This is a genomic window from Rathayibacter sp. AY1F3, assembly GCF_002931975.1.
In the GTDB taxonomy this organism is placed as follows: Bacteria; Actinomycetota; Actinomycetes; order Actinomycetales; family Microbacteriaceae; genus Rathayibacter.
Genome location: NZ_PSVF01000017.1, coordinates 19598 through 43492, shown reverse-complemented (window position 1 = coordinate 43492; position 23895 = coordinate 19598). Strand labels below are relative to the sequence as shown.

The following is a 23895-nucleotide window of genomic DNA, read 5'->3' as shown; positions in this document are numbered from 1 at the left end:
CTCCCCACCGTCGAGAGGACCCCTCCCATGCAGCTCGGAACCCGCTGGTCGGTCGGCCAGGTGCCGCCGCAGACCCTCCCCGAGATCGTCGTCACCGCCATCGGCGACGTCGAGGGCGAGCTCGCCGCGGCCGGCACGGCGACCGCCGACTGGCGCTGGACGCTCACCTGGCTCGAGGGCAGGCCCGTCCTCGAACTCGACGACGGCACGACGATCACCTACCGTCCCGACGAGGACGCTGCCTACATCACGCAGCCGCAGGGCCGCGTGGAGGGCGAGGACGACGACGACTGGGGCTGACGCCCCTTCGCGGCGCGGTCGCCGAGCCCGGTGAGCGCGCGCGTCCTGCGATCCTGAGCCGGAGCCCTCTCCCCCGCTCGAGCTCTAGGCTCGCAGGATGAGCGCTCCCGATCCCGTCGCCGTCCTGCTCGAGCCGAGCAGACTCCCCCACGGGCTCCCCGACTTCGCCGCCGTCGACCCCGAGGCCTACCGCCCGGCGTTCCTCGAGGCCCTCCGCCGGCACCGCGCCGAGATCGACGCGATCACCGGCGCCTCCGAGCCGCCGACCGTCGAGAACACCCTCGTCGCCCTCGAGCGGGCGGGCCGCGAGCTGCGCCGGGTGAGCGCCGTCTTCTTCACCGTCGCCGCCTCCGACCGCACTCCGCTCACCGACGCTCTGGAGGCCGAGCTCGCTCCGCTGCTCTCGGCCCACAGCGATGCGATCAGCCTCGACCCGCGCCTGTTCGCCCGGCTCCGCGCTCTCGCCGAGCAGTCGACGGAGCTCGACCTCGACGCCGAGACGGCCTACCTCCTTGAACGGAGGATCACCGGGTTCGAGCGCTCCGGTGCGCTCCTCGACGACGCGGGGAAGGCACGGCTCGGCGAGCTGAACGAGCAGCTCTCGACCCTGACCACGCGTTTCGAGAAGGACCTGCTCGCCGAGTCGAACGACCGGGCGGTCCTCCTCGAGGACGTCGCCGGCCTAGACGGGCTCGACGAGTCCGACGTCTCGGCCGCCGCGCGCGCCGCCGCCGACCGCGGTGTCGACGGCTGGCTGATCACCCTGCCCCTCTACTCCGGCCACCCCTGGCTCGCGCGTCTGCGCGACCGCGGCGTCCGCGAGCGCGTCCTGCGCGCCTCTGTCGGCCGCGGTGCGGAGGGCGGGCCGCACGACACCACCGCGACCCTGCAGCAGATCGTCGCGCTGCGGGCCGAGCGCGCAGCTCTGCTGGGCGCGGCCTCGCATGCCGAGTTCGTGATCTCGGGCCAGACCGCGGGCTCGCCGGAGCGCGTCCTGTCGCTGCTGCGCGAGCTCGCCGCTCCAGCCGCCCGGAACGCAGGGATCGAACTCGAGCGGATGCAGGCCTCCGCCGACGCCGAGCAGGACGCCGCCGGAGCGCCGCGCTTCACGATCGAGGCGTGGGATCGCGCCTACTACGAGGAGCGCGTGCGGTCGGAGAGCTACTCCGTCGACTCCAGCGCACTGCGTCCCTTCTTCGAGCTGGAGCGGGTGCTCCGCCGCGGCGTGTTCGCCGCCGCCACCGGTCTCTACGGCGTCCGCTTCTCGGAGCGGAGCGACCTGGCCGGCTACAGCGAGCACGTCCGCGTGTTCGAGGTGCAGGAGGAGGACGGGACCCCGCTGGGCCTGTTCCTGCTCGATCCCTTCACCCGCGACTCGAAGCGCGGCGGGGCGTGGATGAACTCCCTGTCCAGCCGCACCTCGCTGCTCGGCGACTCCGCCGTCGTCGTGAACAACCTGAACCTGTCGGCTCCGGGCCCGGGCGAGCCCGCCCTTCTCAGCCTCGACGAGGTGGAGACGCTCTTCCACGAGTTCGGGCACGCCCTGCACGGCCTGTTCGCGAGCACGCGGTACCCGCGCTTCGCCGGTACCGCGGTGTTCCGGGACTTCGTCGAGTTCCCGAGCCAGGTGAACGAGACGTGGGTGCGCCGCCCCGGGCTCCTCGCCGAGTACGCCCGCCACGTCGAGACCGGCGAGGCCCTGCCCGCGGGGACCGTCGAGCGCCTCGAGGCGTCCGCGCTGTGGGGCGAGGGCTTCGCGACGAGCGAGTACCTGGCGTCCGCCCTGCTCGACCTCGCCTGGCACTCCCTGCCGGCCCCGGTCGAGCCGCGCGACGCGGCCGCCTTCGAGCGCGACGTGCTCGACGGCGCGGGCCTCCTCCTCACCGCCGTGCCGCCCCGCTACCGCAGCACGTACTTCGCGCACGTCTTCTCCGGCGGCTACTCCGCGGGCTACTACTCCTACATCTGGAGCGAGATCCTCGACGCGGACACGGTCGAGTGGTTCGAGGAGAACGGCGGCCTCGACCGCTCGGCGGGCGAGCGCTTCCGCCGCGGGGTGCTCGAGCTCGGCGGCTCCCGCGATCCGCTCGACGCGTACCGCGCGTTCCGCGGGCGGGATGCGCGGACCGAGCCGCTGCTCGCGCGCCGCGGCCTCCTCTAGCGGCGCCGGGGGACGAGCCAGGCGAGGAGGACGAGTCCCACGACCAGGCCCCAGAACGCCGATCCGATCCCCGCGATGGTCGTGCCGGAGGCGGTGACCAGGAGCGTCGCCGCCGCCGGCAGCCGCAGCCGCGCGTCCTCCACAGCGGCCTGCACCGCCGACACGAACACCCCCAGCAGCGCCAGACCGGCGACCGCCTCGATCAGCAGCGGGCTCGCGGAGGACACCAGCGCGGCGGCCGCTCCGGCGAACACGCCCAGCACGAGGTAGGAGGCGCCCGCCGAGACCGAGGCGACCCAGCGCTGCTCCGGCCGCGGCGAGGCCTCGGGACCCGCGGTCAGCGCGGCGCTGAGCGCGGCGTAGTTGATCGGCACGCCGCCGAAGATCGCCGAGACCCCGGAGAGAGCACCGGTCGAGACGATCCCGGGACGCGAGTGGGCCGCGAAGCCGAAGCTCGTCAGCACCGCGATGCCCGGGATGTTCTGCCCGGCCATGGTGACCACGTAGAGCGGCAGGCCGATCCCGACCATCGCTCCGATCTCGAACACCGGAGCGACGAACTGCGGCACGGGGAGCAGCGGCGCACCGGCGAGTGCCGCGCCGTCCGTCACGATCAGCAGCACGATCGCCAGGGCGATTGCGGCCGGCACCGCCCAGCGGGGCAGGAGCCGCAGGAGCAGCAGCCAGAGCAGGATCACCGGCAGCGCGAGCGCGGGGATCTCGACCGCCGCGCGCACCGGCGCCAGGACGAGCGGGAACAGGATGCCCGCGAGCATGGCGTTCGCGAGCGGCCGCGGGATGCGCGCGACGAGCCTCCCGAGCGCCGGCCACAGCCCGGTGACCACCAGCAGAGCGGAGGCGACCAGGAACGCCCCGACCGCGCGGTCGAAACCACCGGGGAGCGTCGCGGTCGCGGCCAGCAGGGCGGCTCCCGGCGTGCTCCAGGCGAAGGTCATCGGCACGCGGTAGCGGATGCTCAGCACGATGCAGAGGACCCCCTGCAGCACGCAGACGGCGAGGAGGCCCGAGGCTGCCTGTGCGTCGGTCGCGCCCACCGCGACCACCCCGGCGAGCACGATCGCGAACGAGCTCGAGAAGCCGGTCAGGGCGGCGACGATCCCGGCGAGCAGCGGCTGGACGATGGCGGAGCCTCCCGGAGGATCGACCGGCACCGAGGCGACGGGACGCGCCGTCGGCGCGCTCCGCCAGGTTAGGGAAGCGGGAGCGACTCGGCCGACGATCCGCCGGGCCAATCGCGGTGAACTGGCAGAGCGGGGCGGGGAGCGACTAGGCGCTCTTCTCCTGACGGCGGGGAGCGTGGGGGACGATCGTCGGGGCCGCGTTGTCGAGCACCGCGGCGCGGGTGACGACGACCCGAGCCACCTCGTCCGAGGAGGGCACCTCGAACATGATCGGGCCGAGCACCTCCTCGAGGATCGCGCGCAGTCCGCGGGCGCCGGTCTGGCGGAGGACCGCCAGGTCCGCGATGGCCTCGAGAGCGCCCCGGTCGAACTCGAGCTCGACGCCGTCGATCTCGAACATCCGCTGGTACTGCTTCACGAGCGCGTTGCGCGGCTCGGTGAGGATCTGCATGAGCGCGTCCTGGTCGAGCTGCGTGACCGTCGTCACGACGGGGAGACGCCCGATGAATTCGGGGATCAACCCGAACTTGTGCAGGTCCTCCGGGAGGACCTCGCTGAAGATGTTGATCTCGTCTTCCTTGTTGTGCAGCGGAGCGCCGAAGCCGATGCCGCGCTTGCCCGCCCGCGACGAGATGATGTCCTCGAGTCCGGCGAAGGCGCCGGCGACGATGAAGAGGACGTTCGTCGTGTCGATCTGGATGAACTCCTGGTGCGGGTGCTTCCGCCCGCCCTGCGGGGGCACGGAGGCGACGGTGCCCTCGAGGATCTTGAGCAGTGCCTGCTGCACTCCCTCGCCCGAGACGTCGCGCGTGATCGAGGGGTTCTCGGCCTTCCGCGCGATCTTGTCGACCTCGTCGATGTAGATGATGCCGGTCTCGGCACGCTTGACGTCGTAGTCGGCGGCCTGGATGAGCTTGAGGAGGATGTTCTCGACGTCCTCGCCGACGTAGCCCGCCTCGGTGAGGGCCGTGGCGTCCGCGACGGCGAAGGGCACGTTGAGGCGCTTCGCGAGGGTCTGGGCGAGGTAGGTCTTCCCGCAGCCCGTGGGGCCGATGAGCAGGATGTTGCTCTTGGCGATCTCGACCTCGTCGTGGATCGCGTCGGCGGCGGTGATGGTGTTGCGGGCCCGCACGCGCTTGTAGTGGTTGTACACGGCGACGGCGAGGGCCTTCTTGGCCTGCTCCTGCCCGATCACGTACTCCTCGAGGAAGCCGAAGATCTCCTTCGGCTTCGGGAGGTCGAACTCGTGGCTCGTCTCCTCGCTCGACTCGGAGAGGCGCTCCTCGATGATCTCGTTGCAGAGCTCGACGCACTCGTCGCAGATGTAGACGCCCGGTCCCGCGATGAGCTGCTGGACCTGCTTCTGGCTCTTGCCGCAGAAGGAGCACTTCAGCAGGTCGGCGCTTTCGCCAATACGTGCCACGGGGATGCCCCACTTCCTTGTCGTGCGTCTGTCGTGCGTCGGTCGGTCGTGCAACGGAGCCCGGAGCTCCGGCCGGTGCGAGCGGGACGAGCCCCCTGACACTGCTCCGAGCCTAGCCGCTGAGCCGCGAGGGCTCGGCAGGCGGGCCGGATTCGCCGTGCCTTGCGCCTCGTGTGGCGCTTTGCTACGGCGACGGAGGACGCAGAGAGGAGCCGGGCGGCGGATCGCTCCGCCACCCGGCCCCTCCTGGACGCCCTACGCCGTGAGAGCCGGGAGGCTCTTGCGGCTGGTGAGCACCTGGTCGATCAGCCCGTACTCGAGCGCGTCGCTCGCGCCGAGGATCTTGTCGCGGTCGATGTCCTTCTTGACCTGCTCGATCGAGCGGTTCGAGTGGTGCGACAGCGTCTCCTCGAGCCACTCGCGCATGCGCATGATCTCGGCGGCCTGGATCTCGATGTCCGAGGCCTGGCCCCCGCCCTGCTGCACGGCGGGCTGGTGGATGAGGATGCGCGCGTTCGGCAGCGCGAGGCGCTTGCCGGGCGTTCCCGCGGCGGTGAGCACGGCGGCGGCCGAGGCGGCCTGGCCGAGCACGACCGTCTGGATGTGCGGGCGGATGTACTGCATCGTGTCGTAGATCGCCGTCATCGCGGTGAAGGATCCACCGGGCGAGTTGATGTACATGACGATGTCGCGGTCCGGGTCCTGGCTCTCGAGCACGAGGAGCTGGGCCATGATGTCGTCCGCGGAGGCGTCGTCGACCTGGACTCCGAGGAAGATGATGCGGTCCTCGAAGAGCTTGGCGTACGGGTCCTGGCGCTTGTAGCCGTAGGCCGTGCGCTCTTCGAACGTGGGGAGGATGTAGCGCGAGGACGGTGCGGCTCCGGAGCCGAACGCCGTTCCGCCGAAGGTGGGTGTGGTCATTGTCTGTTCCTGATCTCTCGGCGCGTTCGCTGGACTACTCGTCGATGGCGGTTCCGCCACCGCCGGCCACGTCGGTCGCCGACGAGCGGATGTGGTCGACGAAGCCGTAGGCGAGGGCCTCCTCGGCGCTGAACCAGCGGTCGCGGTCGCCGTCCTCGTTGACCTGCTCGACGGTCTTGCCGGTCGCCTTGGCGGTGATCTCGGCGAGGCGCTTCTTCATGTCGAGGATGAGCTGCGCCTGGGTCTGGATGTCGGAGGCCGTGCCGCCGAAGCCGCCGTGCGGCTGGTGGAGGAGCACCCGCGCGTTCGGGGTGATGTAGCGCTTGCCCTGGGTTCCGGCGGTGAGGAGCAGCTGGCCCATGGAGGCCGCCATCCCGATGCCCACGGTCACGATGTCGTTCGGGACGAACTGCATCGTGTCGTAGATCGCCATGCCCGCGGTGATGGAGCCGCCGGGCGAGTTGATGTAGAGGTAGATGTCCCGCTCGGAGTCCTCGGCTGCCAGGAGCAGGAGCTTCGCGGCGATCTCGTTCGCGTTCTCGTCGCGCACCTCGGAACCGAGCCAGATGATCCGGTCCTTGAGCAGGCGGTCGAAAACACTGTTGGGCATAACCATGTCGGCCATGTATTGCTCCGTTTCAGTTGTCGCTTCGGAGGCGAATCTATCGGACGCCGCCAACCCGATCCGGCCGTGTTCGCCCGGGGCGGAGCGGGAGTCGCCCGTGTTCGCCCGGGGCGGACCGGAGCCCCCCCCCCCCCAACGAGAGGAGCCGCCCTCCGACGGATCGGGGGGCGGCTCCTGACGTGCTCGCGGCGACTACTCCGCGGCCGGGGTCTCCTCGGCGGGAGCGGCGGCCTTCTTCTTGGCCGGCGCGCGCTTCTTCTTGGGGGCCGGGGCGGGCTCCTCCTCGGCGGCGGGCTCCTCGGCGACAGGCTCCGCGGGGACCTCGGCGTCGGCGGCGGCCTGAGCCTCCTCCACGACCTCGGTCTCGTCCGAGGCGACGGCCTCGTCGGAGGCCTCGACGGCCTCGTCGTCACCGGGGACCGCGGTGAACGCGGTCAGGTCGACGGTGTTGCCCTCGGTGTCGGTGACCTTCGCCTTGCCGAGGACGATCGCGAGCGCCTTGTTGCGGGCGACCTCGCCGACCATCTGGCCGATCTGGTTGTTCTCGGACAGGATCTTGATGAACTCGTTCGGCTCCATGCCGTACTGCGCCGCACCCTGGATGAGGTACTGCGTGAGCTCGTCCTGGCTGACCTGGACCTTCTCCTGCTCGACGACGTGGTCGAGGAGGATCTGCGTCTTGAAGGTCTTCTCGCTGGCCTCCTTGACCTCGGCGCGGTGCTCGTCGTCCTCGAGGCGGTTCTCGCCCTCGAGGTGGCGGTGCACCTCGTCCTCGACGAGACCGGCGGGCACGGGGACCTCGACGAGGGCGAGCAGCGCCTCGACGAGCTTCTCGCGGGCCTCGCCGCCCTGGCCGAAGGTCTTCTGCTGAGCGGCCTGCTCCTTGAGCGACTCGCGCAGCTCGGCGATGGTGTCGAACTCGCTGGCGATCTGCGCGAAGTCGTCGTCGGCCTCGGGGAGCTCGCGCTCCTTGACGGCGGTGAGCGCGACGGCGATCTCGGCCTGCTCGCCGGCGTGGTCGCCGCCGAGCAGCGGAGCGGTGAACGTGGTGCTCTCGCCCGCGGTGAGCGAGTCGAGCGCCTCGTCGATGCCCTCGATCAGCTCGCCCGAGCCGAGCTCGTACGAGATGGCGTTGGCGGTGTCGACCTCGACGCCGTCGATGGAGGCGACCAGGTCGATCTGCGCGAAGTCTCCGGTCTTCGCCGGGCGGTCCACGGTGACCAGGGTGCCGAAGCGGCTGCGGAGCTTGTCCAGCTCGGCGTCGACGTCGGCGTCGGTGACCTCGGCCGCCTCGACGGTGAGCTCGATGCCGTCGTAGTCCGGGACGGTGATCTCGGGGCGCACGTCGACCTCGATGGCGAGCTCGAGGTCGCCGGTGAAGTCCTTGTCGCTCGGCCAGGCGACGATGTCGGCCTGGGGGCGGCCCAGGGGGCGGACCTCGGTCTCGCGGACGGCCTCGCGGTAGAAGCCGTCGAGGCCCTCGTTGACCGCGTGCTCGAGCACCGCGGCCTTGCCGACGCGCTGGTCGACGATGGCGGGCGGGACCTTGCCCTTGCGGAAGCCGGGGACGTTGATCTGCTCGGCGATGTGGCCGTAGGCGTGCGTGATGCTGGGGCCGAGCTCGTCCGGGGTGACCGAAATCGCGAGCTTCACGCGGGTCGGGCTCAGCTGTTCTACCGTGGTCTTCACGTGAGGGGATCTCCTGTGCTGGTTGGTGTCGGCGCCGGATGACGGTCGTCACGGGTCGATGTCGTCACGATGAGTACTCGTGGTCGGGGCGACAGGATTCGAACCTGCGACCTCCCGCTCCCAAAGCGGGCGCTCTAGCCAAGCTGAGCTACGCCCCGGATGCGCGGGCCTGGGCACCGTGCGTGAGACTCTCGTCGAGCCGTCCCCGCACGTGCGCTTGCGCGACACGCCGAAATGGCCTTCGCAAGTGTACTGCACCGCGGCAGCGGCGACCGGAACCGCGCGGCGGAGGACGACCGGGGTGTCCACGGTGCTCGCGCGATGTACTACGCTGTCCTGGTGCCCGGTCGAGAGACCCGGTCGCACCGGTTCGCGGTCGTCAGACCAGCGATCCGGGGCTGTAGCTTAGTGGTAAAGCCTCTGTCTTCCAAACAGATGATGCGAGTTCGATTCTCGTCAGCCCCTCTCCTCTCGAAGAGCCCCGGATGTCCGGGGCTCTTCGTCGTTCCGAGGCGTTCCGGGCGTGCTCAGCCGACCGCGCCGCGATGCTCCTCCGTCAGGGCGAGGTACGAGGCGGCGTTCCGGCGGATGCCCTCGCGCTCCTCCTCCGTCAGCTCCCGCCGGACCCTCCCGGGGACGCCCGCCACCAGCGAGCCCGGCGGGACGACCGTCCCCTCGAGGACGACGGCGCCTGCGGCGATCAGCGAGCCGGTGCCGACGACGGCCCCGTTCAGGACGGTCGCGCTCATGCCGACCAGCACGTCGTCCTCGAGGGTGCAGCCGTGCAGCACCGCGTTGTGCCCGACCGAGACTCCGGCGCCGATGACCGCGTCGTAGTCGGCGTCGACGTGGACGACGACGCCGTCCTGGAGGTTGCTGCGGGCGCCGAGCTCGATCCGCGCGTGCTCGGCGCGCAGGACGGCGCCGTACCAGACGCTCGCCCGCTCCCCCAGGCGCACGGAGCCGATCACGGTGGCGCCCGGAGCGACCCACGCGGTGTCGGCGATCTCCGGGGCGCGTCCCCCGGTCAGGGCGAGGACGCGGGCGCCCTCCGCGGGACTCGACAGCATCGGGTTCTCCTCTTCTCCGGTGGTCAGCGCCCGGCGCGCAGGAAGGCGAGGACCGCCAGCACCCGCCGGTGGTCGGAGCCCGAGTCCTCGAGCCCGAGCTTCTGGAAGATCGCGGTCACGTTCTTCTCCACGGCGCCCACGCCGACGAAGAGAGCGGAGGCGATGCCCGCGTTCGTGCGCCCCTGGGCCATCTGCTCCAGCACCTCCCGCTCCCGCGGGGTCAGCGAGGCGAGCGGGTCGCGGTTGCGCTGCAGGAGCGAGGCGACGACCTGCGGGTCGAGGACGGTTCCGCCCGCCGCGACGCGCTCGACGGCGTCGCGCAGCTCCTCTACGGAGGCGACCCGGTCCTTCAGGAGGTAGCCGAGTCCGCCGTCGCCGGAGCCGAGCAGCTCCTGCGCGTAGGTGACCTCGACGTACTGGCTGAGCAGCAGGACCGACACCTGCGGGTAGCGCCGGCGGATCTCCAGCGCCCCGCGGACGCCCTCGTCGCGGAAGGTCGGCGGCATCCGGACGTCGAGCACGGCGACGTCGACGCCGGCCGGGTCCCGCGCCAGATCGGCGAGCAGGGCGTCCGCGTCCCCGAAGGCGCCGACGGAGGCGAGCCCCGCGTCCTCGAAGAGGCGGACCAGGCCCTCGCGCAGGAGGACCGAGTCCTCGGCGATGGCGACGCGGATCACGGGCACGCTCTCAGGATAGGACGGCCGGGCGGTAGGGGACGTGCACCCCGACCGTGGTCGGCCCGCCGACCGGCGACTCCACGCTCAGGATCCCGCGCAGGCCCCGGACGCGCCCGCCGACCCCCTCGAGACCGTGACCGGCGACCGGCGACGCCCCGCCGACTCCGTCGTCGACCACCCAGGCGTCGAGCCAGCGCTCCCCCGGAGTGCCGGAGTCGCGGGTGTCGAGATGCACCCGCACCGATCGGGCACCAGAGTGCTTGGAGACGTTGGCGAGCAGCTCGGCGACGACGAAGTAGACGCTGCGCTCGACCTCGGGCGGCACGTCCGCCACGGGGTGCTCGGTGAGGACCTCGACCGGCACCGAACTGAGCTCGGCGAGCGAGTGCACCGCCGCCTCGAAGCCCCGGTCCTGCAGGATCGGCGGCGCCACGCCGCGGGAGAGGGCGCGCAGCTCGTCGAGCGCGGCGCGCACGTGCTCGCGAGCCTCGTCGACCAGGCGGGCGGCGGACTCCGGGTCGGCGGCGAGTCGGTTGCGGGCCGAGGCCAGGTCCATCTGCACCCGGATCAGGCGCTGCTGCGGGCCGTCGTGGATGTCGCGCTCGAGCCGGCGCAGCGCGCGGTCCTCGGCGGCGACGGCTGCGCCGCGGGAGGCGCTCAGCTCGGCGACCTCGCGCTGGAGCGCCTCCGACTCCCACGGGCCGAGCAGGAGACGGTCGACCAGCCAGTGCAGGAGGGAGAGGCCGCGGGTGGCGAACGGCAGGGTCGAGACGAAGAGGACGGTCGTGGCGACCGTCGCCGCGGCGACCAGTCCCGCCGGAGGCTGCGGGGCGCCCAGCAGAGCGGCTCCGCTCTCGGCCAGCAGGCGGGCCGGACCGGGGGCCCCCGTGAGCGCGGCGGCCACCGTGCCCGGGCCCGCCCAGGTCCACAGCGCGAGGAGCAGTCCGGACAGCAGCGCGAGCACCGGAGCCACGACGAGCGTGTGCAGGAGAGCGAGCCAGTAGTGCCCGTCGATCACCGGACCGTAGAGGGCGAAGGTCGAGGGAGTGACGGCGGAGGGCGGTCGCCGCCACTGCGGCCGGGGGACGGCGGGCCGTCCGGCCAGCACGTCGAGGCCGACGGCGGCCCGCGAGAAGAAGCGCGCCGTGTAGAGGGCGGCGGGCAGGAACACCAGGCCGATCAGGACTCCGACGAGCCCGAGCGCGACGGCCAGCGCGACGCCGGCGCAGAAGGCGCCGAGGAGCGCGACCGGGATCGCGGCCACCAGCGCGACCACCTCCCGGGGCAGTCCGCGCCAGAGCCGGAGGTAGGCGCGCGAGGCCTCGCCGAGGGCCGTCGATGCTCCGCTCATCCGCGCCTCCTGTCCGCTCCCGCCGCCGCCGCGACCCGGTCGAGCGTACCGGCGGCACGGCTCCGGGCACCCGGGGGGAAGCCCCCGTGACGCCCCTCCGCGACAGAGGTGAGCCTGTCCTTCACCGGACTGAGCCGAGCCTGCGCTTCCTTGCGGCGCCGAGGGATCTGCGTACTGTTGACGATCAGTCACCCCCTCTCGAAAGGACCAGACGATGTCCACCACGTCCGTCACGTCGCTCACCTCGTCGAACCCGGATGTCGCATCCGGAGTCGCCCAGTTCCTCAGCCCCGTCGTCGTCGAGATGACCGCGCTCGCCGTCAACGGCAAGCAGGCGCACTGGCACGTCCGCGGCGCCAACTTCATCGGCGTCCACGAGCTGCTCGACGCGATCGTCGGCCGCGCCATCGAGTGGGCCGACCTCGCCGCGGAGCGCGTCGTCGCCCTCGGCCTCCCGGTCGACGCCCGCATCCAGACCGTCGCCTCGGCGACGCAGTCCGAACCCCTCACCCCCGGCTTCCAGCGCTCCGAGAACGCGATCGTCGAGATCATCCGCCAGATGGACGTCGCCATCGCGACCGTCAACACGGCGATCGCCGAGCTCGCCGAGATCGACGCGAGCAGCCAGGACGTCGCGATCGAGATCGGCCGCGGCCTCGAGAAGGACCGCTGGTTCCTCTTCGCCCACGTCAGCGAGAGCTGAGCACCACGCGTCGACCGGCCCGCGGATCCTCGGATCCCGCGGGCCGTCGTCGTTCCCGGGCCCGTTCGCGCGATCCGGAGCAGCCGGTGTCGCGACGGGCGCGGGTCAGCCGCCGTGCGTGAAGCGGCCCGCCAGGAGGGTCGCGGCGACCGGCATGGATCGGAGGGCTCCCGCGTCGGCGGCGAGCGGATCGCGGTCGACCACCACGAGATCGGCGGGATCGCCGGCCGCGGGCCTGAGCCGGCGCACCCGGGTCGAGGCGACGATCGCCTCCTCGACGCTCACCCGCTGCTCCGGATGCCAGGGCTCGTCGCCGGGCAGCGCCCGCGCGACCGCGGCCGAGATCGCGACCCACGGGTCGAGCGGAGCGACCGGAGCGTCCGAGCCGAGCACCACGCGGGCCCCGGAGTCGAGCAGCGAGCGCAGCGGGAACGCCCGGCCGGTCCGTCCCGGCCAGTACCGCTCCGCCACCTCGCGGTCGTCGAGCGCGTGCGCGGGCTGCACTCCGGCCTCCACGCCGAGCGCGGCGAACCGCGGAAGGTCGGTCTCCGCGAGCAGCTGAGCGTGCTCGATGCGGCCCCCGCCGACCCGGCCGAGCGCGTCCAGAGCCAGCGTCGCCGCGGCGTCTCCGATCGCGTGCACGGTGGAGCGGATGCCCCCGGCGGCCGCGCGGGCGAGCAGCTCGTCCAGCTCGGCGGGCTCCACGGTGAGGACGCCGTAGCCGTAGTGGTCGGCGTAGGGGTGGGCGCAGTAGGCGGTCCTCGTGTTGAGGGAGCCGTCGATCAGGACCTTGAGCGGGCCCATCCGCAGCAGGCCGTCACCGCCGTCGAGTTCGTCGCCCGTGCGCAGTCCCTCCGCGAGGGCGCGGTCGAGGTGGTCGCGGTAGACGCCGGTGTCGACGCGGAGGGATCGGGTTCCGCCGTCGACGCGACGGGGCCAGTCCCCCGCGTTCCAGCGCATCTCGAGGTCGACGACGCCGACCACCCCGCGGGCCGCAGCCCGCCGGGCCGCCGCGTCGGCGAGCGCGTCGAGCTCGTCGTCGCCGAGGGCTCCGAGTGCGGTGACGAGCTCGAAGCAGGCGTCCTCGCGCAGCAGCTCGGGCTCGGGAGCGACGGCGTAGCGCCGGTACGCGGCGGAGTTCAGCCAGGCGCAGTGCAGGTCGCCGCTGATCAGCACGACGGGCCGCTCCGGAGAGACCTCGTCCAGGAGCGCGGTCGTGGGCGGCTCCGGCCAGAGGCCGTCGCGGAAGCCGAAGCCGATCAGCGTGCCGGTACCGGGCTCCTCCGCCAGGCGACGTCGGACCGCGTCCGCCGTTCCGCGGGCCGAGTCGGCTGACGAGACGTCCAGGCGCGGTGCCGTCATCGCCCACTGGGAGAAGTGGACGTGCTCGTCCCAGAGGCCGGGGAGCACCCAGCGCCCGTCGAGGTCGCGCACCTCGTCGCCCGGGGCGGCGGCGGCGTCCGGTCCGACCGCTTCCACGCGGCCGTCGCGCAGGAGCACGGCACCGGGTCGGGACGAGCCGAGGAGGCGGGCGCCCCGGAGCAGGAGACCGCCGGTCATCGGGCGGCCTCGCGGAGCGCGGGGCGGACGGCTCGGCGGGCGCGGGACCGGGCCGGCGTCTCTCCACCGGAGCTCACGACTGGCACACCGGGCACCAGTAGAGCTTGCGCGCGCCGATCTCCTCGAGCAGCACGTTCGTGCCGCAGACGCGGCAGGGCAGGCCCTCGCGCTTGTAGACGTAGTTGCGCTCGGCGCGGCTGCGGACGGCTTTCGAGCGCTCGGTCTTCGTCAGGCCGCGGCGCGTGATCATCATCCCGGTCCGGATGCCGTCCTCGAGCAGGTCCGCCCAGTCCCGCCACAGCTCCTGTGCGAGCTCCAGCGGCACCTGCTTGCCGGGAGTGTGCGGGTCGAGGCCGGCGCGGTAGAGCAGCTCCGCGCGGTAGATGTTGCCGATGCCGCTGACCACGGACTGGTCCATCAGCACCAGCCCGACCGGCGTCGCCGTCCTGCGGAGCCGGTTCACGAAGCGGTCGCGCGCCTCGTCGGAGTCGTCGACGGCCGGATCCGGACCGAGGCGGGCGAGGAGGGCCTCCACCTGGGCGGGGTCCATCACCTCGCAGGCGGTGGGGCCGCGCAGGTCGGCGACCGTCTCCTCCGTCATGATGCGCACGCGCACCGCGCCCACGGGCGGCGGCGGGAACTCGTCGAGGTCGGAGTCGGTCTCGTGCTCCGTCTCGGAGAGGCGCACGGCGCGGCGGCGCCGGGGAGCGCCGATGCTGCTGCCGGCCTTGCCGTCCGGGAACAGCGGCGAGACGTGCCCGAGGAAGTCCCACGCACCGTAGAGGCCGAGGTGGACGTGCAGCGTCAGGTCGCCCTCGAAGCGCAGCAGCAGGTGCTTGCCGACGGCCGTGGACTCGAGGACCTCGCGCCCGTCGAGGAGCGCGGCTCCTTCGGTGAAGCGGCCCTGGGGGCTGCTGGTCGCGACGCGGTGCCCGACGACGTCGCGCTCGAACTGCAGGGCGATCCGGTGGACGGAGTGCCCCTCGGGCACTCAGCGCTCCTTCGCGGCGGAGTCGACGACCCGGCCGGCGATGTCGCCGGTGGCCTCGTACTCGGCGAGCTGCGCGATGCGGCGCACGTGCCGCTCCTCGAAGGTGAAGGGCTCGGCGACGAACGCGTCGATGAAGCCGGTGGCCTCCTCGACGGAGTGCTGGCGGGCCCCGATCGAGATGACGTTCGCGTCGTTGTGCTGGCGGGCCAGCACGGCGGTGCTCAGGTTCCACACGAGCGCCGCGCGCACGCCCGCGACCTTGTTCGCCGCGATCTGCTCGCCGTTGCCCGAGCCGCCGAAGACGACGCCGAGAGCCTCGACCCCCGCCTCCTGATCGCGGACGACCGCGGCGGCGGCGTTGATGCAGAAGGACGGGTAGTCGTCCAGCGGGTCGTAGGACGTGGGGCCGTGGTCGATCACGTCGTGACCGGCGGCACCGAGGTGCTCGATCAGGTGACGGCTGAAGTCCAGCCCTGCGTGGTCCGTGGCGATGTGGATGCGCACGAGAGAACTCCTCCGGAAGAGCCGTCTGGGGCCCGCGGTGCCCGGGCCGGGAGCCAGAGTACCGCGGGTCGGCTCAGTCGAACTGCGGGTCGCGGGTCCGCGAGCGCTTGAGCTCGAAGAAGCCGTCGAAGGAGGCGGCGGCGACGATGCCGTCCCAGAGGGTCAGCGCCTGCTCGCCCCTCGGGATCGGCGAGATGACGGGGCCGAAGAAGGCGACGTCGCCGATCGCGATGACCGGGGTGCCGACGTCCTGGCCGACCCGCTCGATCCCGTCGAAGTGGGAGGCGCGCATCGGCTCGTCGTACTCGTCCGAGTCGGCGTGGGCGGCGAGCTCCGCGGGCAGGCCGAGCTCGGCGAGCGACTCGGCGATCACCGCGTCGACGTCGGTGCGCCCCCCCGGGTGGATCCGGGTGCCGAGCGCGTCGTAGAGCGGCTTCACGTGCTCGCGGCCCTCGCGCTCGGCGACGGCGGCGACCAGGCGCGTGTAGCGCAGCGCGCGCGGGAGGAAGGCGCGGTACGAGTCGTCCACGTCCTTGTCCTCGTTGAGGACGGCGAGGCTCATGATGTGCCACTGCACGTCGAGGTCGCGCGCGGGGGTCACCTCGTCCACGAATCGCGAGGTCATCCAGGCCCACGGGCAGGAGGGGTCGAACCAGAAGTCCACAGAGGTCATGGGGACACGCTACGCCGCTCGCCGGGGCCGCGTCCGCGCTCCCCGGCGGCTCCGCAGGATCGGCGCCACGGGGCTCCACGGCGGGTCCCGGCAGCTCTAGGGTGGATCGGCGGCGCCCGCACCCCGGCGCCCGCGGCAGCGCCCGAGACGAACGGATGGAGCACCCCCGTGCCAGGAGACAACCTCACCCGGAGCGAGGCGCAGGAGCGCGCCTCGCTGATCCAGGTCCACGACTACGACATCGCCCTCGACCTGACCCGGGGAGCCGAGACCTTCCTCAGCACGACCACGGTGCGCTTCTCCGCCACCGAGGGCGCCTCGAGCTTCATCGACGCCGTCACGGGCACGGTCCACTCCGTCACCCTCAACGGCGCGGAGCTCGACCCCGCCGACGTCGCCGACGGCGTCCGCATCCGCCTCGACGCCCTGGCCGCGGACAACGAGCTCACCGTCGTCGCCGACATGCTCTACACCAACACGGGCGAGGGCCTGCACCGCTTCGTCGACCCCGTCGACGGCGAGGTGTACCTGTACTCGCAGTTCGAGGTGCCCGACTCCCGCCGCGTCTTCGCGGTGTTCGAGCAGCCGGACCTCAAGGCCGAGTTCCGCTTCACCGTCACCGCGCCCGCGCAGTGGCAGGTCGTGTCGAACCAGCCCACTCCCGAGCCGGTCCCGGCGGGCGAGGGGATCGCGACCTGGAGCTTCGAGCCCACCCCGCGCATCTCCTCCTACATCACGGCCCTCGTCGCCGGACCCTACGTGGTCGAGACCGACTCGCTCGTCTCCTCCGACGGCCGCACCATCCCGCTGGGGGTCTTCGCCCGGGCCTCGCTCGCGCCCTTCCTCGACGCCGACTACGTGTTCGAGAAGACGAAGCAGGGCTTCGCCTTCTACGAGGAGAAGTTCGGCGTCCCGTACCCGTTCGCGAAGTACGACCAGCTGTTCGTCCCCGAGTTCAACGCCGGCGCGATGGAGAACGCGGGAGCGGTGACCTTCACCGAGACCTACGTGTTCCGCTCCAAGGTGACGGACGCGATCAAGGAGCGCCGGGTCGTCACGATCCTCCACGAGCTCGCCCACATGTGGTTCGGCGACCTGGTCACGATGAAGTGGTGGAACGACCTCTGGCTCAACGAGTCGTTCGCCGAGTACGCCTCCACCCTCGCCACCGCGGAGGCGACGGAGTGGACCGAGGCGTGGACCACCTTCGCCGCGATGGAGAAGAGCTGGGCCTACCGCCAGGACCAGCTGCCCTCGACCCACCCGATCGTCGCGACCATCAACGACCTCGAGGACGTCCAGGTCAACTTCGACGGCATCACCTACGCCAAGGGCGCCTCGGTGCTCAAGCAGCTCGTCGCGTGGGTCGGCGAGAAGGAGTTCCTCGCCGGCGTCCACGAGTACTTCGTCAAGCACGCCTTCTCGAACACGGAGCTGCGCGACCTGCTGGTCGAGCTGGAGGCCACCAGCGGGCGCGATCTCACCGAGTGGTCGGCGCAGTGGCTCGAGACGGCCGGCGTGAACACGCTCCGCCCCGAGATCGCGGTCGACGAGAGCGGAGCGATCGCGTCCTTCGCGATCCTGCAGACCGCGGTCGAGGAGTACCCGACGATCCGCCCGCACCGCCTGGCGATCGGCCTGTACGACTTCGAGGGCGAGCGCCTCGTCCGCGTCGACCGCCTCGAGCTGGACGTCGACGGGGAGCGCACCGAGGTGCCCGAGCTGATCGGCCGCACCCGTCCGGCGCTCGTGCTGCTCAACGACGACGACCTCGCCTACGCGAAGGTCCGCCTCGACGACGCCTCGCTCGCCGTGGCCGTCGAGCACCTCGCGAGCATCGACAGCCCCCTGGCCCGCTCGCTGGTCTGGGGCTCGGTCTGGGACTCGACCCGCGACGCCGAGTCGGCGCCGCGCGACTTCGTCCGCCTCGTCCTGGGCAACGTCGCGACCGAGACCGAGTCCACGACCCTGCGGACGGTGCTCAACCAGCTCGTCGCCACCGCCACCCAGTACGTCGCTCCGGAGTACCGGGCCGAGGTCGTCGAGGAGGCGGGCGATCAGCTGTGGACGCTCGCGCAGGGCGCCGGGCCGGGCAGCGACGCGCAGTTCCAGTTCGTGAAGTTCTTCGCCGCGATCGCGTCCACCCCGGCGCACCTCGAGGCCGTGCAGGCGCTGCTCGACGGCTCCACCGCTCTCGACGGCCTCGACATCGACACCGACCTCGGCTGGGAGCTGCTGATCGCTCTCGTCGCCGGCGGGCGGGCCGGTGCGGACGACATCGACGCGGCGCTCGCCTCGGACAACACGGCGACCGGCCAGCAGTCGGCCGCGCACGCCCGTGCCGCACTGCCGACCGCGGAGGCGAAGCGCGCGGCGTGGGACTCCGTCACGGCCGACGACTCGGCACCGAACACGATCGTCCGCTCGACGGGCCTGGGCTTCCAGCGCGCCGCCGACCCGCGCCTGCTCGACGCGATGGTCCCGGTCTACTTCGACGCCCTCCGCTCCCTCTGGGAGTCGAAGAGCTACAAGATCGCCGAGTACCTGGTCGTCGGCTTCTACCCGGCCGCCACGCCCTCGCAGGAGATCGTCGACGCCACCCGCGCCTGGCTCGACGCGAACCCGGAGGTCCCGGCGCTGCGCCGACTCGTGATCGAGAACCTGGCCGGCGTGGAGCGTGCGCTCCGCGCCCAGGAGCGCGACACTCGGGGCTGACAGCGAGCCGCCCGGTCCCCCGGCGCTCGGCGCTGCGGGACCGGGCGGCTCTCCCCGCTCCCGGCGCCTAGCGCTGCGGGACCGAGCGGCGCTCCGGCCCGTCGTAGGCGGACAGCGGCCGGATGAGCGCGTTCGAGCCCCGCTGCTCGATCACGTGGGCCGTCCAGCCCACCACCCGCGCGGCGACGAACAGCGGAGTGAAGATCCCGGTGTCGAAGCCCATCAGCCGGTAGGCGGGGCCGGACGGGTAGTCGAGGTTCGGCAGGATGCCCGTCCGCTCGGCCATCGCCGCGGCCAGGGCGTCGTACAGCTCCATCATCTCGCCGGCCCCCTCGTGCTCGGCGAGCCGCCGGAGAGCGGCGTCCATGGTCGGCACCCGCGAGTCGCCCGACTTGTAGACCCGGTGGCCGAACCCCATGACCTTCCGGCGCTGCCCGAGCGCCTCGGCGAGCCACTCGCGGGACCGCCGGTCCGCCTCCGGTCCGGTGCCGACCTCGTCGAGCACGTGCAGCACGGCCTCGTTCGCCCCGCCGTGGAGCGGTCCCTTGAGCGCTCCGACGGCGGCGGTCACGGCGGAGTGGACGTCCGACAGCGTCGACGTCACGACGCGGGCCGTGAAGGTCGAGGCGTTGAAGGAGTGCTCGGCGTAGAGCACCAGCGAGACGCGGAACGCGTCGACGACGACCGGCTCCGGCATCTCGCCGAAGGTCGTCCAGAGGAAGTTCTCGGAGTAGTCGAGGTCGTCGCGCGGCTCGATCGGCTCGAGGCCGCGCAGGCGGCGCTGGGCGTAGGCGACGATCGCCGGCAGTGCCGCCCAGAGCCGCACGGAGCGCTCCAGCACGGCCTCGGCAGCGTCGGCGTCCGGATCCTCCTCGAGCGCGCCCAGGACGCTCACCGCCGTCCGCACGACGTCCATCGGGTGCGCCGACAGAGGCAGCAGGTCGATCACGGTCCGCACTTCGGGGGCCAGGGCGCGGTGGGCCCGCTCCACGGCGGCCAGCCCGGCCGCCTCCTCCGCAGTGGGGAGCTCGCCGTGCCAGAGCAGCCAGGCCACGTCCTCGAACGAGGTCCCCGCCGCGAGCTCCTGCACGGGGTAGCCGCGGTAGAGCAGCGAGTTCGACGCCGGGTCGACCTTCGAGACGGCCGTCGTGTCGACGACGACCCCCACGAGTCCCTTGCGGATGTCCTGATCGGTCGTGCTCATCCTTCGCTCCTTCGCGAGAGGCGGGCGGCGGCGCCGGGGAGCGCCGCCGGTTCGTGCGGGTCGGCGCGCTCAGGCGCCGTAGTGGTCGGCGAGCGAGAAGTCGAAGACGCCCTCGTCGAAGCGGCTGTACGAGGCGTAGTCGAGGAGCTCGTAGAGCTCGGCGCGCGTCTGCATGCCCGGGACCTCCGAGCGGAGCGATCCCTCCGCCTTGAGCGCGTCGAGTGCCCGCATCGCGGCGCCCATCGCGATCCGGAGCAGCGAGACCGGGTGGATCACGACGTTCACGCCGACGTCGGCGAGCTGCTGCGCGGTGAACAGCTCGCTCTTGCCGAACTCGGTCATGTTGGCGAGGATCGGCACGTCGATCGCGGCGCGCACGGCCTCGAACTCGGACAGGTCGCGCATCGCCTCGGGGAACACCGCGTCGGCTCCGGCGTCGACGAGGCGCTTGGCGCGGTCGATCGCGGCCGGCAGGCCGTCGAGGGCGCGGATGTCGGTGCGGGCCATGATCACCAGGTCGGAGTCGCGGCGCGCGTCGACTGCCGCCGCGATCCTCCGCACCGAGGTCGCCTCGTCCACGACCGCCTTGCCGTCGAGGTGCCCGCAGCGCTTGGGGTTCACCTGGTCCTCGATGTGCAGCCCCGCGACTCCGGCGTCCTCGAGCATCTGCACCGTGCGCGCGACGTTCAGCGGCTCGCCGAAGCCGGTGTCCGCGTCGACGAGGACCGGCAGGTCGGTCAGGCGCGCGATCTGCTGCGAGCGGCCGGCCACCTCGCTGAGCGTGGTGAGCCCGATGTCCGGCAGCCCCAGCTCGGCCGAGAGCACGGCGCCTGAGACGTAGATCCCGTCGAAGCCCTTCGCCTCGATGAGGCGCGCGGAGAGCGGAGTGAACGCGCCGGGCAGCTGCAGCAGCTCGCCCGAGGCGAGGCGCTCGCGGAAGAGGCGGCGCTTCTCGGCGGGAGTCCGGGTGGAGTGGAGCATCGGGCGTCCTTCCCAGGGCGGTGTCCGGGTCCGAGCGGACCCTCCTCGAATCTATACGCGCTCGGGGCTCGTGCACCCGTCTCGGAGGGAGGCGTCCCGTAGCCTGGAGCGGTCATGCTGCTTCTTCAGACCTCCACCCCGGACCCTGTCGCCGCCACCGTCTCCTTCTTCGAGTCCGAGCCCTTCTGGAAGGTGGTCGCGATCCTCGGGATCGTGCTGGGCGCGCTGCTGGTGCGCGTCATCGCCCACTTCGTGATCGGCCGAGTCGTCGACCAGATCGTGTCGGGAGTGAAGCGCCGCCAGCGCGTCGAGGACACCCAGTCGATCGCCGCGTCGCCGCTCGCGGCCGTGCGGGTGGTGCAACGCACGCGCACGCTCGGGTCGATCCTCAACAACCTGAGCTCGATCCTGATCGTCGTCATCGCCCTGGTCATGATCGTGACGACGATCGACAAGGACCTCATCGGCTCCTTCGCCCTGCTGACGGCCGCCCTCGGCGCGGGCCTCGGCTTCGGCGCGCAGAACATCGTCAAGGACGTCCTGAACGGGCTGTTCATGGTCGCAGAGGACCAGCTCGGGGTCGGCGACGTCGTCGACACCGGGCAGGCGACGGGCGTGGTCGAGTCGGTCGGCGTCCGGGTGACGCAGATCCGCGACGTCAACGGCACCCTCTGGTTCGTCCGCAACGGCGAGATCGTCCGGGTCGGGAACATGTCGCAGGGCTGGTCGCGCGTCATCGTCGACCTGGCCGTGCCCTACGAGACGGACCTCGAGCAGGTGCAGTCCACGGTCCTCGCGACCGCGAACGAGCTGGCGGCGAGCAGCCGCTGGCGGGCCCGGATCATCGACAAGCCCGAGCTCTGGGGCCTGGAGTCCATCGCCGACGACGCCCTGGTCATCCGGGTCGTGGTCAAGACCCGCACCACCGCCAAGGACGACGTCGCCCGCGAGCTGCGCCTGCGCCTGAAGAAGTCGCTCGACGCGCTCGACGTGAAGCTCCCCTCGCTGGCCACCGTCGTCCTCGAGGGCTTCGAGGGGGCGACGAGCGTCGGAGGCGCCAAACCGCCGCGGACCACGCCCTCCCCCACGATCAGCACCGAGCACGGCAAGCCCGTGCGGCTCCCCCGCGCGCTGCGGCGCGGGAGCGGGACGCCGCCCCAGGACGGCGGAGGCACCTCCGGCCCGACGGGAGCGCGCTCGTGAGCGGCCTGCAGATCGGCGGCACGCCTCCGCTGCGCAGCTTCTGGGAGCACATCGGCGGCCGGCCGACGTTCGAGCGCCTGGTCCGCCGCTTCTATGAAGGCGTCCGCGAGGACGAGGTCCTCTGGCCGATGTACCCCGAGCACGACCTCGAGGGCGCGATCCAGCGGCTGACCGGCTTCCTCGAGCAGTACTGGGGCGGCCCGGGCACCTACAGCGAGGAGCGCGGCCACCCGCGCCTGCGGATGCGGCACCAGCCGTTCCGGATCAACCCCGAGGCCCGCGACCACTGGCTCCAGCACATGCGGACGGCCGTCGACGATCTCGAGCTCGCTCCGGCCGACGACGCCCTGCTCTGGGACTACCTGGAGCGCGCCGCCCACGCGATGGTGAACACCTTCGAGGAGTAGCCGCTCAGCCCGGGGTGCGGACCAGCACGTGTCCGCGCCGTGAGGTGAGGCGGCGCCAGGCGCCGCTCTCGAGCAGGGCGACCGGGTCGTCGGCGCCGAGGAACCCGAGCGCGAAGAGGGCGAACGCCGCTCCCGCCGGGACGTCCTCGAGGCCGTCGAGCGGGCGGCCCCAGACGCTCGACCGCACGCGGCCGACGATCTGCTCGCCCGTCTCGGAGCCGACGGCCGCCGCGATCTCGTCGATCCCCTCGCGCGCGACGCGCTCCAGGAAGCCCGGGTCCACGGGCTCGCGCCGGGTCCAGCCGCCGCGGGGCGGGGAGACGCCCGCCCAGGGTCCCGCCGTCGCGTCGTCGCCGTCGGGCAGCACGACCGGCTTGCCGTCCGCTCCGCCCGGCTCCCACTGCAGGCGGGCGAGGCGGTCCGACAGCGCACGGATCGGCACGACCCGGTCGAAGCCGGCGGGCTCGTCGAGCGCGAAGACGCGCAGGCCCAGCACGGTCGCGGAGCGGTCGAGCAGACCGCGGGGCTGGAGGATCGCGGTGTAGGCGGCCAGCACGTGGTCGTCGGCGAGGAGCCGGACCGCACCGTCCTCGACCCGGGCCGAACGGCCGAGGAAGACGCGCAGATCCGACAGGCTGGGCGGATCCGCCAGGGAGAAGGACGAACTCATCGCGTCGATAAACTTACCCGAGGCCGCTCGCCCCACCGCCCGACACCCCGGAGGTACCGTGCCCGATCCCCTGTCCTCGTTCCTCACCGCGCTCGACCTGACGGACACCGGCGCCCGCACCAGCGAGGACATCTCGACGGGTCCCTCGCAGTGGATGCCCGAGGGGCGGGTCTTCGGCGGCCAGGTCCTCGCGCAGTCGCTCATCGCGGCCGGTCGCACCGTCGAGGGGCGCTCCGTGCACTCGATGCACGGGTACTTCCTCCGCCCCGGGGACGTCTCCCTGCCGATCACGTTCTCGGTCGACCGGATCCACGACGGCCGCTCCTTCTGCACGCGGCGGACGCAGGCCTACCAGAACGGACGCCCCATCCTCTCGATGATCGCCTCGTTCCAGACCGAGGACGAGGGCCTCGACCACCAGGCGCCGATGCCGGAGGGGATCCCCGACCCGGAGTCGCTGCCGAGCACCGCCGAGATCCTCGCGGGGGTCGACCACCCGGTCGGCAGCTTCTGGGCCACGCAGCGCCCCTTCGACGTGCGGCACGTCGAGCAGCCGGTGTACCTCCGGGCCGACCCCGAGCGGGTCGCGCACCAGAGCGTGTGGATGCGCTCGCTCGGACCACTGCCGGACGATCCGATGCTGCACCGCGCCGCCCTCGCCTACGCGAGCGACTACACGATCCTCGAATCCACGCTCCGCCGGCACGGTGCGGCCTGGACGACGCCCGGCCTGCGGATCGCGAGCCTCGACCACGCGATGTGGTGGCACCGCCCCGCGCGCGTGGACCAGTGGCTCCTCTACGTGCAGGAGGCGCCGAGCGCGTCCGGCGGACGCGGGCTCTCGCTCGGGCGCATCTACACGCAGGAGGGCGTGCTCGTGGCGAGCGTCGCCCAGGAGGGCATGGTCCGCGTCCCCCTGGGCTGA

At 72.3% G+C, this 23895-nt stretch carries 22 protein-coding genes and 2 tRNA genes; 8 read left to right on the top strand and 16 right to left on the bottom strand.

What is annotated here, in order from left to right:
- Nucleotides 1–27 precede the first annotated feature (27 nt).
- The gene (locus tag C5C39_RS11410; protein ID WP_104250565.1) at nt 28–300 is read left to right on the top strand and encodes a hypothetical protein; all 273 of its coding nucleotides are present in this window, start codon (nt 28–30) and stop codon (nt 298–300) included.
- A 97-nt stretch (nt 301–397) separates the two neighbouring features.
- Nucleotides 398–2461, top strand: coding sequence for a M3 family metallopeptidase (locus tag C5C39_RS11405; protein WP_104353413.1), 2064 nt, complete (start codon nt 398–400; stop codon nt 2459–2461).
- Here the strand turns inward: C5C39_RS11405 and C5C39_RS11400 are convergent.
- From C5C39_RS11400 to C5C39_RS11375, 6 genes are all read right to left on the bottom strand, one after another.
- Nucleotides 2458–3633, bottom strand: a complete 1176-nt coding sequence (locus C5C39_RS11400; RefSeq protein ID WP_104292156.1) for a benzoate/H(+) symporter BenE family transporter — start codon at nt 3631–3633, stop codon at nt 2458–2460. The two genes, C5C39_RS11405 and C5C39_RS11400, sit on opposite strands and share 4 nt — an antisense overlap.
- Before the next feature lie 115 nt (nt 3634–3748).
- Entirely contained in the window at nt 3749–5026 is a 1278-nt protein-coding gene (gene clpX / locus C5C39_RS11395; RefSeq protein ID WP_104247278.1) for an ATP-dependent Clp protease ATP-binding subunit ClpX, read from the bottom strand.
- Nucleotides 5027–5281: 255 nt separating this feature from the next.
- Entirely contained in the window at nt 5282–5947 is a 666-nt protein-coding gene (locus tag C5C39_RS11390; protein WP_068253282.1) for an ATP-dependent Clp protease proteolytic subunit, read from the bottom strand.
- 34 nt (nt 5948–5981) lie between these two features.
- Entirely contained in the window at nt 5982–6572 is a 591-nt protein-coding gene (locus tag C5C39_RS11385; protein ID WP_097165884.1) for an ATP-dependent Clp protease proteolytic subunit, read from the bottom strand.
- Nucleotides 6573–6764: 192 nt separating this feature from the next.
- The gene (gene tig, locus C5C39_RS11380; protein ID WP_104353412.1) at nt 6765–8261 is read right to left on the bottom strand and encodes a trigger factor; all 1497 of its coding nucleotides are present in this window, start codon (nt 8259–8261) and stop codon (nt 6765–6767) included.
- Nucleotides 8262–8341: 80 nt separating this feature from the next.
- Nucleotides 8342–8419 (bottom strand) — tRNA-Pro (locus tag C5C39_RS11375).
- A 236-nt stretch (nt 8420–8655) separates the two neighbouring features.
- On the opposite strand from C5C39_RS11375, the gene C5C39_RS11370 reads away from it, so the two are divergent.
- Nucleotides 8656–8726: transfer RNA gene (locus C5C39_RS11370), tRNA-Gly, on the top strand.
- Nucleotides 8727–8788: 62 nt separating this feature from the next.
- Here the strand turns inward: C5C39_RS11370 and C5C39_RS11365 are convergent.
- From C5C39_RS11365 to C5C39_RS11355, 3 genes are read right to left on the bottom strand one after another with little or no spacing between them, the layout of a single operon-like run.
- Nucleotides 8789–9331 carry a gamma carbonic anhydrase family protein gene (locus C5C39_RS11365; protein ID WP_104353411.1) on the bottom strand — a complete coding sequence of 181 codons (543 nt, stop codon included), beginning with the start codon at nt 9329–9331 and terminating at the stop codon, nt 8789–8791.
- Between the two features lie 23 nt (nt 9332–9354).
- Nucleotides 9355–10014: a response regulator transcription factor gene (locus C5C39_RS11360; RefSeq protein WP_104353410.1), complete on the bottom strand. Its 660-nt coding sequence runs from the start codon at nt 10012–10014 to the stop codon at nt 9355–9357.
- A 4-nt stretch (nt 10015–10018) separates the two neighbouring features.
- Nucleotides 10019–11359, bottom strand: a complete 1341-nt coding sequence (locus C5C39_RS11355) for a histidine kinase (protein ID WP_104353409.1) — start codon at nt 11357–11359, stop codon at nt 10019–10021.
- Nucleotides 11360–11573: 214 nt separating this feature from the next.
- On the opposite strand from C5C39_RS11355, the gene C5C39_RS11350 reads away from it, so the two are divergent.
- On the top strand, nt 11574–12062 hold the full coding sequence (locus tag C5C39_RS11350; protein WP_104226731.1) for a Dps family protein: 489 nt from the start codon (nt 11574–11576) through the stop codon (nt 12060–12062).
- A 105-nt stretch (nt 12063–12167) separates the two neighbouring features.
- On the opposite strand, the gene C5C39_RS11345 is transcribed toward C5C39_RS11350, so the two are convergent.
- From C5C39_RS11345 to C5C39_RS11330, 4 genes are all read right to left on the bottom strand, one after another.
- Nucleotides 12168–13622 carry an amidohydrolase gene (locus C5C39_RS11345; protein ID WP_104353408.1) on the bottom strand — a complete coding sequence of 485 codons (1455 nt, stop codon included), beginning with the start codon at nt 13620–13622 and terminating at the stop codon, nt 12168–12170.
- A 73-nt stretch (nt 13623–13695) separates the two neighbouring features.
- On the bottom strand, nt 13696–14613 hold the full coding sequence (locus tag C5C39_RS11340; RefSeq protein WP_104328457.1) for an Fpg/Nei family DNA glycosylase: 918 nt from the start codon (nt 14611–14613) through the stop codon (nt 13696–13698).
- Nucleotides 14614–15117 carry a ribose-5-phosphate isomerase gene (locus tag C5C39_RS11335; RefSeq protein ID WP_104223700.1) on the bottom strand — a complete coding sequence of 168 codons (504 nt, stop codon included), beginning with the start codon at nt 15115–15117 and terminating at the stop codon, nt 14614–14616.
- A gap of 73 nt (nt 15118–15190) precedes the next feature.
- The gene (locus C5C39_RS11330) at nt 15191–15790 is read right to left on the bottom strand and encodes a DsbA family protein (protein WP_104223701.1); all 600 of its coding nucleotides are present in this window, start codon (nt 15788–15790) and stop codon (nt 15191–15193) included.
- A gap of 168 nt (nt 15791–15958) precedes the next feature.
- Between C5C39_RS11330 and pepN the strand changes: the two genes are divergently transcribed.
- Complete coding sequence (pepN, locus tag C5C39_RS11325; RefSeq protein WP_104353407.1) at nt 15959–18505, top strand: aminopeptidase N; 2547 nt, start codon at nt 15959–15961, stop codon at nt 18503–18505.
- A 67-nt stretch (nt 18506–18572) separates the two neighbouring features.
- On the opposite strand, the gene C5C39_RS11320 is transcribed toward pepN, so the two are convergent.
- Entirely contained in the window at nt 18573–19709 is a 1137-nt protein-coding gene (locus C5C39_RS11320; RefSeq protein ID WP_104353406.1) for a bifunctional 2-methylcitrate synthase/citrate synthase, read from the bottom strand.
- A gap of 69 nt (nt 19710–19778) precedes the next feature.
- Nucleotides 19779–20690, bottom strand: coding sequence for a methylisocitrate lyase (gene prpB, locus C5C39_RS11315; protein ID WP_104223704.1), 912 nt, complete (start codon nt 20688–20690; stop codon nt 19779–19781).
- 114 nt (nt 20691–20804) lie between these two features.
- Between prpB and C5C39_RS11310 the strand changes: the two genes are divergently transcribed.
- Nucleotides 20805–21893, top strand: coding sequence for a mechanosensitive ion channel family protein (locus tag C5C39_RS11310; protein ID WP_104223705.1), 1089 nt, complete (start codon nt 20805–20807; stop codon nt 21891–21893).
- The gene (locus tag C5C39_RS11305; RefSeq protein ID WP_279630823.1) at nt 21890–22300 is read left to right on the top strand and encodes a globin; all 411 of its coding nucleotides are present in this window, start codon (nt 21890–21892) and stop codon (nt 22298–22300) included. Before C5C39_RS11310 ends, C5C39_RS11305 begins: the two co-directional genes overlap by 4 nt.
- A 4-nt stretch (nt 22301–22304) precedes the next feature.
- Here the strand turns inward: C5C39_RS11305 and C5C39_RS11300 are convergent, their stop codons facing one another.
- Nucleotides 22305–22970, bottom strand: a complete 666-nt coding sequence (locus C5C39_RS11300) for a hypothetical protein (protein ID WP_104223706.1) — start codon at nt 22968–22970, stop codon at nt 22305–22307.
- A gap of 58 nt (nt 22971–23028) precedes the next feature.
- On the opposite strand from C5C39_RS11300, the gene C5C39_RS11295 reads away from it, so the two are divergent.
- On the top strand, nt 23029–23895 hold the full coding sequence (locus C5C39_RS11295; RefSeq protein WP_244230637.1) for an acyl-CoA thioesterase II: 867 nt from the start codon (nt 23029–23031) through the stop codon (nt 23893–23895).

Coding starts and splice junctions, on each gene's coding strand:
- C5C39_RS11345 (WP_104353408.1), bottom strand. CDS start 13,622: ATGACCGGCGGTCTCCTGCTCCGGGGCGCCCGCCTCCTCGGCTCGTCC.
- C5C39_RS11410 (WP_104250565.1), top strand. CDS start 28: ATGCAGCTCGGAACCCGCTGGTCGGTCGGCCAGGTGCCGCCGCAGACC.
- C5C39_RS11365 (WP_104353411.1), bottom strand. CDS start 9,331: ATGCTGTCGAGTCCCGCGGAGGGCGCCCGCGTCCTCGCCCTGACCGGG.
- C5C39_RS11300 (WP_104223706.1), bottom strand. CDS start 22,970: ATGAGTTCGTCCTTCTCCCTGGCGGATCCGCCCAGCCTGTCGGATCTG.
- C5C39_RS11310 (WP_104223705.1), top strand. CDS start 20,805: ATGCTGCTTCTTCAGACCTCCACCCCGGACCCTGTCGCCGCCACCGTC.
- C5C39_RS11405 (WP_104353413.1), top strand. CDS start 398: ATGAGCGCTCCCGATCCCGTCGCCGTCCTGCTCGAGCCGAGCAGACTC.
- C5C39_RS11355 (WP_104353409.1), bottom strand. CDS start 11,359: ATGAGCGGAGCATCGACGGCCCTCGGCGAGGCCTCGCGCGCCTACCTC.
- C5C39_RS11385 (WP_097165884.1), bottom strand. CDS start 6,572: ATGGCCGACATGGTTATGCCCAACAGTGTTTTCGACCGCCTGCTCAAG.
- prpB (WP_104223704.1), bottom strand. CDS start 20,690: ATGCTCCACTCCACCCGGACTCCCGCCGAGAAGCGCCGCCTCTTCCGC.
- C5C39_RS11320 (WP_104353406.1), bottom strand. CDS start 19,709: ATGAGCACGACCGATCAGGACATCCGCAAGGGACTCGTGGGGGTCGTC.
- C5C39_RS11330 (WP_104223701.1), bottom strand. CDS start 15,790: ATGACCTCTGTGGACTTCTGGTTCGACCCCTCCTGCCCGTGGGCCTGG.
- C5C39_RS11390 (WP_068253282.1), bottom strand. CDS start 5,947: ATGACCACACCCACCTTCGGCGGAACGGCGTTCGGCTCCGGAGCCGCA.
- C5C39_RS11350 (WP_104226731.1), top strand. CDS start 11,574: ATGTCCACCACGTCCGTCACGTCGCTCACCTCGTCGAACCCGGATGTC.